This is a genomic window from Mucilaginibacter sp. BGA-UO-ETr-C110, assembly GCF_059567985.1.
The window spans coordinates 798623-814024 of record NZ_JCAQPB010000002.1; the positions used below are offsets into that span (position 1 = coordinate 798623).

Here is a 15402-nt window from a genome sequence, read left to right on the forward strand (position 1 = left end):
TAACTATTTTAAGCCGTTTAGGTTTTAAATAAAAAAAGCGACTTTATGGTCGCTTTTACTTTTAGATGATCATTTAGTTACCATCCTGGTGTAAATCCTAAGCCAAATAATGGCTTTTTAACATCGGTACGATTAAACGGAATGGCCAGGTACGGCTCCAATACAAAGGCGCCAAATACATTGATCCTTAATGATATACCCGCGCTTAATGCCGGAACCCTACCATATACCGGCTCGGTAACCGGTTGCCCGTTCACTACAGTAGGTGTGCCATCGTCATTAAGTACCGGTTGCTGACCTATTACCGGTGGGTTTTTCTGGAAATAAATATGGTCGCCGGCGTTCCAGGCCAGGCCTGCGTCGAAAAATAAGTTAAGATCGGTAAACAGGAACTTTGATTTGATCTGGGCCAGTTTCTCCGGGCCGGTAAAAGGTAAACGCACCTCGAAGTTAAATACCGCAATGCGGCTACCAGATAGCTGATCGATGCTGAAACCATTTGTACCGGCTTTGCCATTGTTGTAAAAGGTTTGCCCTTCGTAACCACGAATATAAAAAGGATAGCCCACGTATAAAGGATAAAGCCCGGTGGCATCACCACCAAAACGCCCGTAACCATAAAACCTGGCTGCGAAGGTAACGGGTTCAACCCGCACATATTTCCGGAGATCGATGGTTGGCGCAAAGAAATGATAGGTGCCAAAATTGTATTCAGCTTCCAGGCGATACCTGAAGCCATTAAGTGGCGCGGTTACGCCAAAGAAAGAATTATCGCCAACCAAAGCGGTGGATACTTGGAAAAGCGAGTATGATTTTAAGCTGGTACCGATTAACTTACTTTCGTCATCATTAGCTATCTTTTTCTTATCAGATGTTAAATAATTTGTAGTAATGGTTTTACTTTTATCAGCATTGATAGTAGTATCCAAGGCGTAATAATCGCTGTAACGGTCAACACGGTAGGAGTTATAGGAAGCACCTGCTCCAATCTCGAAACGTGTGGTTTTGGAGATTGGATAGGAGGTAAACACCCTGGCTGCATCTTCAAAATTGCGGATGATGTCAATATTGTCCGACAGAACGGTTTCGTTTTTGCCGCTCACACTTTTTGTCGGGAATGTTCTGGTTTGGATACCAAATTGGTATGGGATATGAGATATGCCAAAGCCGAGGTTCCACCGACCGGTTTGGTTTACATAGGTTATTGCTGCACCAGAGTCATAGATCTGTCCGTTGACTGACGCCGCAGCGAAGATCTGATTGCGACCCAGTATATCACTGAACACGCCCTGTATGCCGCTTGAAAGACTTGTGCCATAAAAACTGCTAACGCCAATGCCAATACCGCTACCAGCCAAATAATCAAGCTTAAATTTGGGTTTGTAAGCGATGTTAACAACCGAGTCGGCAGGGATTTTTTTATAAGCCAGGTAATTATTCAAATTGGAGTTGATCAGATCGACGCCAACTGCACGGGCCGGTGGTAGTATGCCAGCGCTAAAGTTTACATCAGTTGCCTGCAAAGTAGCCGGTTTAAAATCAGATGCCTTTGCATTATAAATGGAATATTTTTGAGCACGATAATAGGAGTAAACCACATCATCGTGATTGGAGATACTTAATGCCGGTGAATACTCGGTAATACCACAGATGCCCGTAAACAGATCGGTCATTTGCTCAATTTTACCGCTGCTGAGGGTATAACGGTACATATTGCGAAAACCATCGCGGTTGGATAAAAAGTACACCTGCGAACCATCGGCAGAGTATTGCGGGTTTAGGTTGTTGGAGCCATTGAATATCTTAATGTCGGTTATTTTGCCCGTAGCCAGATCAAGTTCAGCCAGGTTAAAGGGGATATCTTGTTCTAAAGATTGGTCGTAAGTAGTTCTGTCGCTCGAGAAGATGATCTTTTTGCCATCCCTGGAATAGCTTGGTTGGTAATCGGAGTATTTATCGTTGGTCAACTGGGTCACTTTTTTAGTATCGAAATTATAAGAATACAGATCACCCTGACCTTCGGATAAACCCTGGAAAACAACGTCTTTACCATTGGGCGACCAGGACAGGTTGCTGAACTGTTCGGCTTTTTCCATAGAGACGTCATTCAGCGTGTTGCCGCTGGCTACATCCACCACGATCATCCGGTTTCGACCTTTGCTGAATGCGCTGAAGGCAAAGCGTTTACCATCTGGTGACCACGCGCCCGCCGATTCTATAAAGTTAAATTCATCAATATGCGTATTGGATACCTTGCTCGTAAGCTTTCGTAAGATGCGCCCAGTATGCGCGTCGGCCAGGTAAAGATCAATGGAGAACAAACTTTTAGCCGATAGAAAGGCTACATAGTTACCATCCGGGCTTACCGCTGGTGCCACTACGAGGTCACCGCCTGTTTTGCTGTCGATCAGTTTAAGACCTACAGGTTTTTGAACGGTATCTTTTAGAAAAGGTTTATAAGTGTTTTCGATGGATGTTTTCCATAAGCGCGACAAAGTCTTGTCATCATATCCAAAGGTGCGCCTGATGCCATAATTAAGACCGTAGCGTGCTGTATTCTTAAAGAAGGGTACAATTACCGTGTCGCCATAGGTTGAGCCCAGGAACGACCAGAAAGCCTCGCCATAACGATAAGGGAAATACTTGTTGCTTTCCGTAAGATCGCGCACGGAGGGGATATCATGGTTCAGGTACGCATCGCGCATCCACATGGCTGTGTAGGAATCCTTTTTACCTAATGATAGATACTCGGCCATACCTTCAATCATCCATAAGGGAATATTATTGATCTCCTCAAAACTATCACCTTCACCAGCCTGCAACGCCCGGTACTGAAACGCGTGCACCAACTCGTGACCGATAACATGGCGGGTGGTTTGGTTGGTTTCCATCACGGGCATCACCACCCGGTTCTTCAAACCTTCGGTAACACCGCCGGTACCCACGCCAATTTCACCGTCGATAGCGGTAGTTTGCTGAAAATCGGGGTGGTTGGCGTATAGGATAATAGGATTGGCTGTCTTAAATGTGTCTTTAAAAACCTGCTGATGCAGTGTGTACCACAATTCGCTTTCCTGGGCAAAGCGCTTTACCATACTATCATTTTTTAGGTAGTAGTAAATTTCAAAATGCGGGGTTTTATAAACTTTAAACTTGAGGTTTTTATAACGTACCTTATTTTGCCCGAAATACTGGGCATGGGCACCAGTACTTATCAATAAAGAACCTATAAGACAAAGGAATATAAGGGTGAGCTTTTGGGCCTTATTTGATAAGGGGTAGTGTTTATTCATAACTTAACTAAATAGATATCGCTAATTTAATTAAAAAAGGTATCAAGTAGCTAGTATCAAGTATCAAGATAAATCTATCTCAATTAATGCTATAGGATCCCTTCTCTGCATTTAAAGTCTTGATACTAGCTACTTGATACTAATTAACCTTACTGCCCCGGTGGCGTACCTTCCGGATTTTCAGGTGTAGTGGTTGGTGCTGCCGGTGTAGGTAATACGTGCGTTGTATCAATAGGGTTGCTTGTACTGTCAACTGTCGCTGTATCGGTCACTATCCTTGGCGACGGACAATTATATTCCTTGGTGATTTTTACCCATGGTTTCGGGAACGGTCCGTAAGTATATCCCGATTTTGGGTCGGCATAAACTTTTTCCATAAAGCGGCCGAAAATAGGCAGCGCGGTATGTGATCCTTCGCCGGTCTCGGACGTGGTAAAGTGTACGCTGCGATCATCAGCGCCAACCCATATACCGGTTACCAGATCTTTAGTAATGCCCATGTACCAGCCATCGACATAATCAGACGAAGTACCGGTTTTACCACCTATCTGGTTATTGTCCTTTTTCCACAGACCAGGGTATTCCCATAAGGCTTGTGAGGTGCCGCCCGGTTCTTCCATACCACCACGGAACATATATAGCATAAGCCAAGCTGTTTCCGGGCTGATCACCTGTTCTTGTTTTAAGGTAAATTCTTTCAATACGCTACCGTCCTGATCCTCAATTCTGGTTACCAGTATGGGGTCTAATTTCTGGCCCTTGTTCAGGAAGGTGCTGTACGCCCTCACCATTTCAAAAACCGAAACATCGTTTGAACCTAATGATACCGATGGCACCGATTTCAACGGACTTTCAATACCGCATTTATGGGCGTATTCTACAATCTTATCCCAGCCCACTTTTTCGGTCAGCTGCGCGGTAATGGAGTTTACAGATTTACCCATGGCCCAGCGTAAGGACATTTCGCGGTACGAAAAATTAAAGTCGGCATTGTTGGGTTGCCAAACTTCATCCTTACCATTGTCTTTATATTTAATGGTTACGGGTTTATCGGTGAATTTATCGCAGGGAGTAAAACCATTATCCAATGCGGTTAAATAAGCGAAAGGCTTAAAGGTTGAACCCGCCTGGCGGCGTGCCTGGTTTACGTGATCGTAATTAAAAAAGCGATGATCGATACCGCCTATCCAAACTTTTATTTTACCCGTTGATGGCTCCAGGGTCATCATACCGGTGTTTAGGATCTTCGCGTAATATTTGATCGAGTCGATGGTCGAGAAGGTCGTATCCTTTTCGCCGTTCCAGGTAAAAACGGTCATCCGTTTTTTCTGTTTAAAATATTGTTGAATTTGAACGGTATCGCCTTTGTATTTCTTTTCCAGCAAACTGAAGATAGGCAGGCGTTGCTCGTTTTTCAGGATGAAATCTTTAATCTCTACACCTTTGGAGTCGCGCCATGGGTTTTTGTTGCCCCATAGGTTGTTGAAACGCTTTTGCAGCATCTTCATTTTTTCGGCAACAGCTTCTTCGGCATATTGCTGCAGATGCGAATCGATAGTGGTGTATATCTTTAAACCATCCTCATACAGGTTATAGCCATTCTCCTTACACCATTTATCCAGCCATTTCTCCACGGCGCGGCGCAGGTAAGAGTCGCCATGCGAATCTTCTTCCACATAACTCAGGTTAAGCTTGATGGGCGATTTAAAACTGGTATCGTAACCAATTTTGGTCAGATAGCCATATTTCTGCATCTGGCTTAAAACCGTATTACGGCGCTCCAAAGCACGATCTGGATTTTTAATAGGATTGTAGCTCGAGGTAGCTTTGAGCATGCCAATAAGCAATGCCGCTTCTGCCGGTGTAACCTTATCCGGTGTTTTATTAAAATATTTTAACGAGGCGGTTTTAATGCCGAAGGAGTTGTTACCAAAAGGCACCGTGTTTAAATACAGCGTAAGTATTTGCTCCTTGTTATAAACATGCTCAATTTTAAAGGCGGTAAGCCATTCCTTACACTTATAAACTATGGTGCGGATCACCGGGATATGTTTAATAAAGCCCTGCGATTTGCGTTTACGGGTTTCGAACAGGTTTTTGGCCAGCTGTTGTGTAATGGTACTGCCCCCGCGGCGCTCGCCTTTAGCGGTGGATAGCATACTGGTAAAAAAGGAGTAAAAATCGACACCGTTATGCTTGTAAAAGCGTACGTCCTCAGTAGCTATAAGGGCGTTAACGAGGTTGGGAGAGATGTTTTTTAGCTCGACAGGGGAGCGGTTCTCTTTATAGTACTGGCCAATCAGCTTACCATCGGCTGTATATACCTCAGAACCAACAGACATTACTGGGTTTTTAATATCCTGCATGTCAGGTGAGTAACCTGAAAGCCAGAGGAAATTGAGTTCGATACAACAAAAAAAGATGATGACGAAGTAAATAAATATGGCGAAATATCTAAGAAATCGGTTTCGTATACGTCGGAACATTGGGTAAAGATGTAAAATAATGACACTAAATCATAGTATCAAACAAATATTAATATATACAGTTTACATAAAAGTTACAGTATACCCGTCACCAACCTGTTTGCAAGCATAAGGCATTAAATTTTCAGTACCTTAAAACCGTTTTACTATAGGTTCGGTCAAATCGAATTGACCCTCGGTGTGGATATTTATAAATTTAAATAAACAGCATCATTATCAACGCAATTTTAACATCTAAATTTTAAGTTGGCAAAGTGTAAAGCAATTTTTTTGATATGAGTAACATAATTAACAAGTTTAAGATCGATAATGGTAAAGGGTTTTCGCTTAAAGAGCATGATGCCGCTTATGCCGATGGTTTTGAGAAAGACGATGCCAAAGAGGTTTTAACCGCACTGATTGAACAGACTTTCGATCTGCAGTCTGAACTTTACGCTGCCAATAAATATGCGCTGCTAATTATTTTTCAGGCGATGGATGCTGCCGGGAAAGATAGTGCCATAGCGCATACCTTTTCAGGACTAAATCCTCAGGGCTGCCAGGTATATAGTTTTAAACAACCCAGTACTGAGGATTACCAACACGATTTTTTATGGCGCCATTATAAAACCCTGCCTGAGCGCGGCCGGATCGGTATCCACAACCGCTCGCATTATGAAAATGTCCTGATTACCAAAGTGCACCCTGAGCTGGTGCTGAAAGAAAATTTACCTGGCGTGAGTAGTGTGAAAGACATCGACTCCAAATTTTGGAACGAGCGTTATAAAAGCATCCGTGCGTTTGAAGAGCACCTTACTGCTAACGGGACAGTAATTATTAAGTTTTTTCTGCACGTGTCTAAAGACGAGCAAAAAGAACGTTTTTTGGAGCGAATAGACGACCCGAAAAAGAACTGGAAATTTTCCCTGGCTGATATTGAAGAACGTAAACATTGGGACGAATATATGAAAGCCTATGAAAAGGCTATCCGGGAGACAGCCACCAAGGATTGCCCCTGGTATGTGATACCCGCCGATAAAAAATGGTTTACCAGGATTGCCATTTCAACCGTTATACTTCAAACCATTAGCGACCTGAAACTTAAATACCCCGTACTGACCAAAGAAGAAAAAGGTAGGCTGGATGATGCGAAAAATATATTGGAAAAGGAGTGAGGGGAATTTTCTCTAAACGCGTCATTGCGAGGCACGAAGCAATCTCTATACTATACAGAGCGAACTTTTCTGATTGCCCTGCTCACGTAGAGATTGCTTCGTGCCTCGCAATGACGAGTTGATAGGTTTCGTGGTGTCCATCATCACAACCAACTTAAATTATTGCCAGTGAGGACACATTTAAACGAGATAAGACGATTATATACTCGAGAACATAGTTTGTGCTCTTTCGCCGATAAGCGGTATAGGTTTGCTTTCGCCGTTAATGGCTCCTATAAAGCCTATTACCCATAAAATGAATAAGCCAAGCCTGATTACCCAAAAAAGGGAATAACCAATAGTACCTCCTCCAGAGAAAAATATAGCTGCGAAAATGGCCCCGGCAGCATAATAAATGATCATAGAGGCAATGTGAAATAGTAGAGTTTGTCTTAACTGATAGCTTGCCTGCGCGGTTTTATTATCCTTATACATAGCGAAATAAGCTATAAGCCAACCGATGATAAAGAAATAACTAACAATTCCGGCTGTTTTGCCGCTGTCTGTTGATGGTGAGTCGTTCATGGTGATAGGTTAATTAATGATTTAATAAAGCTAACCATATTTTACCACCAAATGTTTGAATTTTTTGTTAATTATTCCATTCAATTCTCCTTCACAAAACTCGCCTCATCAATGAAGCTGTTTTTACCATTGACTATAGCTACGGCCTTAATCGTTGTATTGGCTGAGATAGTTACCGGTGCGCTATACAATGTTGAACCAGCGGTTGGTGCCGATCCATCGAGTGTATAATATATTTTAGCATCGGCATCCGCGCTTTTGATCTGGATGCTGAAAGGTTGTTTGAATGTTTTGGATGGCGCTATAATGTAAGGGTTTGCCACGATGAAATTATCATTGATAATGGATACGGGTTTTTCCAGGTCCTGTAAAAATAGCTTGTTGGAGAGCCTGCCGGTAAACACTTCAAATTCGCCACCATCGGCTATATCGCTGTAATTTAAATATAGTTTATTGTAGGACTTTTTAGCAAGGCTCATGCCTTGCAAATAGGTATTGGCCCTGCTGATGCCCGCGCCCGAATTGGTGATGGTGAGTTTTTTGCCATTCTCCAGGTAAACCGTAGCCTTATCAAACTGGGGGATTCCCACCAGGAACTGATTTTGCCCCGGCGCTATGTTATAAATGCCCAATGAGCTCATCACATACCAGGCCGACATCTGTCCGCAATCTTCATTACCAGCCAGGCCATCCGGTTTTTCGCTGTATTCCTCACGCAGGATACGGTCTATATAGAACTGGGTCTTATCAGGCGAATCGGTAAAGTTATACAGGTAAGCCATGTGGTGGCTCGGCTCGTTGCCATGCGCGTACTGCCCGATCAAACCGGCAACATCAGGCGGAGCGTTACCGCTCAGTTTGGAATCGGTAGTAAATAATTCGTCCAGTTTGGCTTCAAAAGCCTGTTTGCCGCCCATGCGTGTTATCAGGCCATCCACATCCTGTGGCACCAGGAAGGAGTATTGCCAGGAATTGCCTTCGGTATAATTACGGTTGATCTCGGTAGGATTAAAAGGGGCGAACCAGCCGCCGTTGACCCGGGCCTGCATAAAACCGTTCTGATTATTATATACGTTTTTCCAATACTGGGCGCGTTGTATGTATTCGGCATAATCCTGGGGCTTATCCAGCATTTTGGCCATTTGGGCAATACACCAGTCGTCATAAGCATACTCCAGCGTTTTCGAAACAGATTCCTTTTGCGCATCGGCCTGTACGGCGCCATTTTTACGGTAATTATCCAAACCAAACTGATCACGGTTTACGGCGGCTTTCATAGCGGTAAAGGCCTCGGCAGCATCAAAATCACGGATACCTTTGGCGTAAGCGTCAACAATAACCGGGATAGAATGATTGCCGATCATACAATAAGTTTCGGAACTGGCCAGCGGCCATATCGGCAATAAACCACCCTGCTCATACATGGCCAGGAAGGTTTTGATAAAATCGCGCGTCCGTTTCCTGTCGATCAGTGTCAGCAAAGGGTTTTCGGCACGGAAAGTATCCCATAATGAAAACACGGTGTAGTAGTTAAATCCCTGCGCGGTATGTACTTTTTGATCAAGCCCCAGGTATTGCCCATCCACATCATTATAAATGTTTGGGGCGAGCATGGCATGGTACAGGGCGGTATAGAAAATGGTTTGTTTAATGCGGGAATAATCGGGCACTACCGGTCTCTTCTCTTTAGGCACACGACCATTGCCGCCGCCATTGGCCCGGAGCTCTGTTTGGGCGGCTTGCGTGGCTTGAGCAACGCTGGGGGCGCCACCTTCTACCTGGATCTTGTTCAATTCGGTATTCCAGGAAGCCCTCGCCGCTTTTTGTACTTTTTTAAAGTCGAAATCAGGAACTTCGGCATCCAGGTTTTTTAAGGCGCCCTCGGCGCTTACCGCGGATATACCTACTTTGGAGATCAGCTCGCCGGGATTATCAAACTGCAGGTACATTTTGATGTTTTTACCTTCCACCTTTTTCTGACCCTCCTGTAGTTGGTCGTTACTGGCTATACCATAGGTTTTAAAGGGTTTGGAGAATTTGGCATAAAAATAAATCCGCTGACCCTTGGCCCATGATCTGGATTCGCGATAACCACGGATTTCATGGTCGTTCACTACCTCTATCCAGGAGTTGATCACGATATCGCGGTGCTGCAAATCTATGATGATATTAGCGTTTGGCGTGCTGGGGTAATCATAACGATGCACACCAACCCGGGTAGTGGCGGTAAGCTCCACACCGATATTATACTTATCCAACAGGGTTTTATAGTAGCCGGGTGTGGCCAGTTCATTTTTCTTTTTGAAGCCAGAGCGGTATTCAGTGTTTTTAAACTGCGGATTGCCGATGGTAGGCATAAACAATACATCACAATAATCGGCAATACCGGTACCGCTCAAATGTGTATGCGAAAAGCCATAAACCACAGTATCCGTAAAATGATAACCCGAGCAGCCATCCCAGCCGGTTAAGCGCGTATCCGGACTCAGCTGCACCATACCAAAAGGCAGCACAGCGCCCGGATAGGTATGCCCATGCCCGCCCGTACCGATAAAAGGATCAACCAACTGCGCGTAATCTTTCTCTTTTTTCTTTTCGGCCTTTTGAGCTAGGGCCACAGACGCTGCGGCAAATAATAGAGTAAATGCTAAAGTATTACGGAGCACAAATTTTATAGCGGGCATACAGGTAAATGCTGTTTATTATATCACGCAAATTAAAACTTAAATGTTACAATCAGTAAAAAATCAGTGAACTCAGGCTGGGAGGATACGTAACAAGATTGTCGCAGGTGACTCAGAATATTTTTGGATAAAAAATCAAAACCATGTCATTGCGAGCGCAGCGCGGCAATCGCATACTATACAGAGCGTAAATGTCTATCGTAGACCCGCTCTTGGCCGCGGGAGGGCCAGTTACTTTGTAGCCACAAAGTAACCAAAAGGCTTGTCACCAGAAATGCTTCTTTGCGCACAAGGCCCTTGCCCTGCAAAACAGTCAGAATCACGGGCTGCTAAACCTTACCTCCACTTCGTTCGCTCATTACTCTACTTCGGCAAGATTTGCTAATGCCCCTGCCATCGCACAAGCCAACATATTCTGCCTGCTTTCGCCCGAAGCTGTTCTGCTGACGGAGAAAAGAGATTATAAATAAGACACCATTATTTCCCCACCCTCTTTCCGCCGCAGGCGAAGAGAGGGTCGCCCAGCGAAGCGCAGGCGGGGTGAGTCGTCTACGCTGGCAAGGATTTCCCACTGATTTTCCGTATATTTGTATACAACAAGAGCCCCGGTTTTCCTGAATAATGGAAAACCGGGGCTCTTTAGTTAAGGTCCGCAAGGGACAAAAATAGACCGTTTTTTATATAGTTGTTTGATTGTCAGCTTTCTAATACTTTTTAAACCTTTCAAAACCTATCAAAAATTTGTTAAAAAGTGTTAAAATGGCGTTAAAACTTTGTTAAAACGGGCAAAAGTGATGCGTTTTTACCTCGTTTTCGACTAAAAATTGTTAAAATAAAAGGTTTAAAAAGTTTTTAAGCATTACGTACAACACCCATTTTTTTCAAAAGCTTACGGTTTTCGCGACGATGGATCAGTCGGTAAACAATGGCATAAATGATCGGCAATATCAGCAATGTTAATATGGTCGAGGTCACCAGACCGCCGATCACCACGATGGCTAATGGTTTTTGGGTTTCGGAACCAATACCAGTTGATACTGCCGCGGGTAATAAACCAATGGCTGCCATTAGGGCGGTCATTACTACAGGTCGAACCCTCGAAATTACGCCTTCCAGTATAGCCTCGTTAAGGTGCATGCGCTCTTCGAGGTTCTTCCGGAAAACGGATACCAGGATCACACCATTCTGGATACAAACACCAAATAGGGCAATAAAGCCAATGCCTGCGGATATACTAAAGTTGGTATTTGTAATATGCAGAGCCAGGATACCGCCAATAAGCGCGAATGGTACGTTCATGATAACCAGTACAGCATCTTTGGCATTGCCAAAGGTGATAAACAAGATCAGGAATATAACCAGCAAACATATTGGCACCACATGGGCTAAAGTAGTTGAAGCGCGGATCTGGTTTTCAAATTCACCGTTCCAGGTAAAGGAATAGCCCTGGTCGAGCTTAACGGCGGCATTTACTTTTTGCTGCGCCTCGGCGATGGTGCTGCCCAAATCGCGGCCACGCACCGAAAATTTAACCGCTATATAACGCATGTTATTATCGCGATAAATAAAGGCCGGCCCGGTTTGGGTGGTGATGTTTGATATTTCCTTGATAGCGATCTTAGCCCCGTTCATGGTAGGTACCATCAGGTTTTCGATCTTGTCCTGCGTGTCTCTGAAGGGTTTTTGATAGCGGATCCGAATATCAAACTTGCGCTCACCTTCGTAAAGGGTAGTAGCTGCTTTACCGCCAATGGCCATTTCTATAACGGCATTGGCATCGGCCGTAGATACACCGTAAAGGGCCATTTTACGCTGGTCAAGTTCGATCCTGAATTCTGGCTGGCCCAAATTACGCAGCACGCCAAGATCTTCAACGCCCTGGACATGTTTCAGGACATCCATTACAGAGTCGGCCTTATGGTCGAGCACACTAAAATCCGGACCGAATATTTTTACCGCCATGGATGCCGGTACACCGGCAACGGCCTCGGCAACGTTATCAATAATAGGCTGCGAATAGTTGAAGATGATACCCGGGAACTGACTGAGCTTTTTATCGATATTAGCGATCAGCTGTTCCTGCGTCAAGCCACTTTCCCATTGGTCTTTGGGTTTCAGATCGACCTGGATCTGTACGTTAAAGAAACCTTTAGGATCGGTACCGTCATTAGTACGGCCCACCTGCGACAGGGTCTGTTTTACCTCGGGGAAGGTTGACAGCACGTCGCGCATTTTGTTGGTGACATTAACCGAGCTTTCCAGAGACGTGCTCATGGGTAATTGCGCTGTTACCCACAAAGCGCCCTCGTTAAGCTGTGGTAAAAATTCGCTGCCTAAAAATTTGCCAGAGAAGAAGGTTACCGCCATAAAGGATACCGCCACAATTAAGCTTAGCTTTTGGTTGCGATAGGTGTAATTAAACATCCGGCGGATGCCGTTCTCGAAGAATATAACAATAGGGTTATGTTTTTCCCTAACGTTCTTACTCAGTAATATACTGGATAGGGCCGGTACCAATGTAAGGGTAAATATCAGTGCTCCCAATAACGCGAAGCCTAAGGTGTAGGCCAATGGCGAGAACATTTTACCTTCAACTTTTTGGAAAGCGAAAATGGGCACCAGACAGGTTAGGATGATGAGTTTGGAGAAGAATATGGCTTTACCCATTTCGGAGCCTACATTTTTAAACAGCCCCAGCTTGGCAAGGCCATTAAACTTTTGCATCCCTACTTCTTTGGCCTTGTGGTCGAGGGCTACAAATATGCCTTCTACCATCACCACGGCACCATCGATGATGATACCGAAATCGACGGCACCCATCGAGAGGAGGTTAGCGCTCATGCCTTTTAAGCGTAAACATATAAAGGCAAATAATAGCGCAAGTGGTATAATGATGGCCACAATAAGCGTAGTGCGCCAGTCGGCCATGAACAGGAATACGATCACGGTAACCAGGATAATGCCCTCGCAAAGATTATGGATAACCGTTTCGGTACAAAAATCCATCAGGTTGGTACGATCGTAAAAAGTGTCGATCTTAACATCTTTGGGTAGTACGTTATTGTTCAGGTCGGCTACTTTATCCCGGATACGTTTTAGAACTTCGGCGGGGTTTTCGCCTTTACGCATCACTACGATACCTTCAATAACATCGTTATGCTTGTCGCGCCCTACTTGTCCTAAACGGGGCAGACCGCTTTCCTTAATTTCGGCAACGTCTTTGGCCAGTATGGGTACGTTATTTACGTTTTTGATGATGATGTTCTGGATCTCATCAATATTGTTGATCAAACCAATACCCCGTACAATGTAGGCCTGGTCGTTCTTTTCAATGATATCGCCACCTACGTTGATGTTACTGCGGTTAATGGCATTGTACACGTCCAGCGAGGTAAGGCTGTATTTCTGAAGCAATGCAGGGTTAACACTTACTTCGTAGGTTTTTTCTTCACCTCCAAAGCTGTTTACGTCGGCAACACCCGGTACCGATTTAAACTGACGATCCAGGATCCAATCCTGAATGGCGGTAAGTTCATGGATGGTTTTGGTACGGCTTTTAAGCGTGTAGCGGTATATCTCGCCGGTAGGGCCGTAAGGTGGTTCTACTTCGGGTTTTACACCATCAGGCAGATCAGCATTACCCAGGCGGCTCAAGACCTGTTGCCGGGCAAAAGCATCATCCACGTCATCATCAAAAATGATGCGGACATAGGATAAACCAAATGAGGAGGTAGTACGCAGGTTAGCCTTTTTTTGTACGGAGTTTAAAACGGTCTCCATAGGTATGGTGATCATTTTTTCGACCTCTTCGGCGCTTCGGCCCGGCCATTGCGCTATAATGATGATCTGCGTATTGGTAACATCAGGGAACGTTTCAATAGGGGTATTAAGGTAGCTCCATATACCAAGCACTACCAGTACCAGCGTCATGAAAAACACGAAGTAGCGGTGCCTTAATGAAAAGTAGATTATATTTTTAATGAATTTATTCATTTTAGTATCAAGTAATTAGTATCGAGTATCAAGATCTGTATCAGGTAGTTAGTATCAAGTGTCAGGTGTTTTGTATTTAAAGTCATGATACTTGATACTAGCTACTTGATACCAATAAAAAATCTATTTATCACCCATTAGCGCATCATAAAACAATAACTGATTTTTAGATATGATCTTATCGCCGGCATTTAAGCCCGATGAGATATAGCTTACGTCATCAACCGTTTTAATCACGCTTACTTCGCGTACTTTTAAATCGCTTTTGCTATTGTATACCACTACATAATATTTGCTGTTATCAAAAATAACCCCCTTCGCCGGTACCGCTACCGATTGGGCCTTGTCATTATTGGAGATCACCACATTGGTAAACATCTCAGGCTTCAGCAACATATCGGTGTTAGGTAGCACGATCTTTATTTTCATGACCTTGTTATCGGGATCAAGAACAGAACTGATAGCATCAACCTTACCGATGAATACTTTACCCGGATAAGCTACGGTAGTAACTTTTGCGGTATAGCCTGCTTTTACTTTGCTGATATCAGATTCAAACACATTGGCCCATATCCATACATCTTTCATATTGGAGATGGTGAACATGTTGCCGCTATTATCCGGACGTATAAAACTTCCGGCTGTAATATTTTTTTCGACGATATAACCGCTCTCAGGTGCTTTAATGATCAGCGAACCGCTTGCAGAGGTATTGCCGCCGCCATTGATAGCAATTTGCTGCTGAACTTTGGTACTGGCAGCCGCTGCTTTATTATAGTTTTCTTTGGCTTCTGTATAGTCGCGCTCGCTTGATATCCCATTTTTGTACAGGTATTCTGCCTGCTCCAACTGACGTTTGGCAATGGCCAGATCTGACCGGGTTGCTGTCAGGTCGGTATAATTACCGGCAATATCTGCGCTCCGCATCACAGCCAGTGTTTGGCCCTTGGTAACCTTATCACCCAGGGAAACCTTAACCTCTTGTATTTGGCCACCAGCGAAAGGGAATACTTTGATCACGTTGTTATCATCATATGATACCTCACCCGAAAGACTGAGTTCCTCTTTCATAGCAGTGGTTTTAGCCGTATCAATAGTGATCATACGCGCCATCGAGTCGCTAACGGTAACAGGTAGATTTTCTGCCACAGGCTGGGGTTTGCCTTTGCAGGCGGCAAGTAATAGTAAAGCGGAGATGCCGGACAACAGCGTTTCTCTTTTCATCATT

7 protein-coding genes are annotated in these 15402 nt (G+C 44.3%); 1 reads left to right on the forward strand and 6 read right to left on the reverse strand.

The genetic code is table 11. From position 1 onward, the window contains the following. Positions 1-77: 77 nt before the first annotated feature. Complete coding sequence (locus tag AC57BQ_RS04855) at positions 78-3293, reverse strand: TolB family protein (RefSeq protein ID WP_496405190.1); 3216 nt, start codon at positions 3291-3293, stop codon at positions 78-80. A gap of 149 nt (positions 3294-3442) precedes the next feature. Next, a complete protein-coding gene (locus tag AC57BQ_RS04860) occupies positions 3443-5779 on the reverse strand; it encodes a penicillin-binding protein 1A (RefSeq protein ID WP_496405191.1) in 2337 nt (778 codons plus the stop codon). A gap of 275 nt (positions 5780-6054) precedes the next feature. On the opposite strand from AC57BQ_RS04860, the gene AC57BQ_RS04865 reads away from it, so the two are divergent. After that, the gene (locus tag AC57BQ_RS04865; protein WP_496405192.1) at positions 6055-6933 is read left to right on the forward strand and encodes a polyphosphate kinase 2 family protein; all 879 of its coding nucleotides are present in this window, start codon (positions 6055-6057) and stop codon (positions 6931-6933) included. 198 nt (positions 6934-7131) lie between these two features. On the opposite strand, the gene AC57BQ_RS04870 is transcribed toward AC57BQ_RS04865, so the two are convergent. From AC57BQ_RS04870 to AC57BQ_RS04885, 4 genes are all read right to left on the reverse strand, one after another. Then, a complete protein-coding gene (locus AC57BQ_RS04870) occupies positions 7132-7497 on the reverse strand; it encodes a magnetosome magnetite crystal formation protein family (protein ID WP_090471844.1) in 366 nt (121 codons plus the stop codon). Between the two features lie 80 nt (positions 7498-7577). Next, positions 7578-10181 carry a GH92 family glycosyl hydrolase gene (locus AC57BQ_RS04875; protein ID WP_496405193.1) on the reverse strand — a complete coding sequence of 868 codons (2604 nt, stop codon included), beginning with the start codon at positions 10179-10181 and terminating at the stop codon, positions 7578-7580. An 852-nt stretch (positions 10182-11033) separates the two neighbouring features. Then, positions 11034-14174 carry an efflux RND transporter permease subunit gene (locus AC57BQ_RS04880; RefSeq protein ID WP_496405194.1) on the reverse strand — a complete coding sequence of 1047 codons (3141 nt, stop codon included), beginning with the start codon at positions 14172-14174 and terminating at the stop codon, positions 11034-11036. A 123-nt stretch (positions 14175-14297) separates the two neighbouring features. Then, positions 14298-15401, reverse strand: a complete 1104-nt coding sequence (locus tag AC57BQ_RS04885) for an efflux RND transporter periplasmic adaptor subunit (RefSeq protein WP_496405195.1) — start codon at positions 15399-15401, stop codon at positions 14298-14300. Position 15402: the final 1 nt, after the last annotated feature.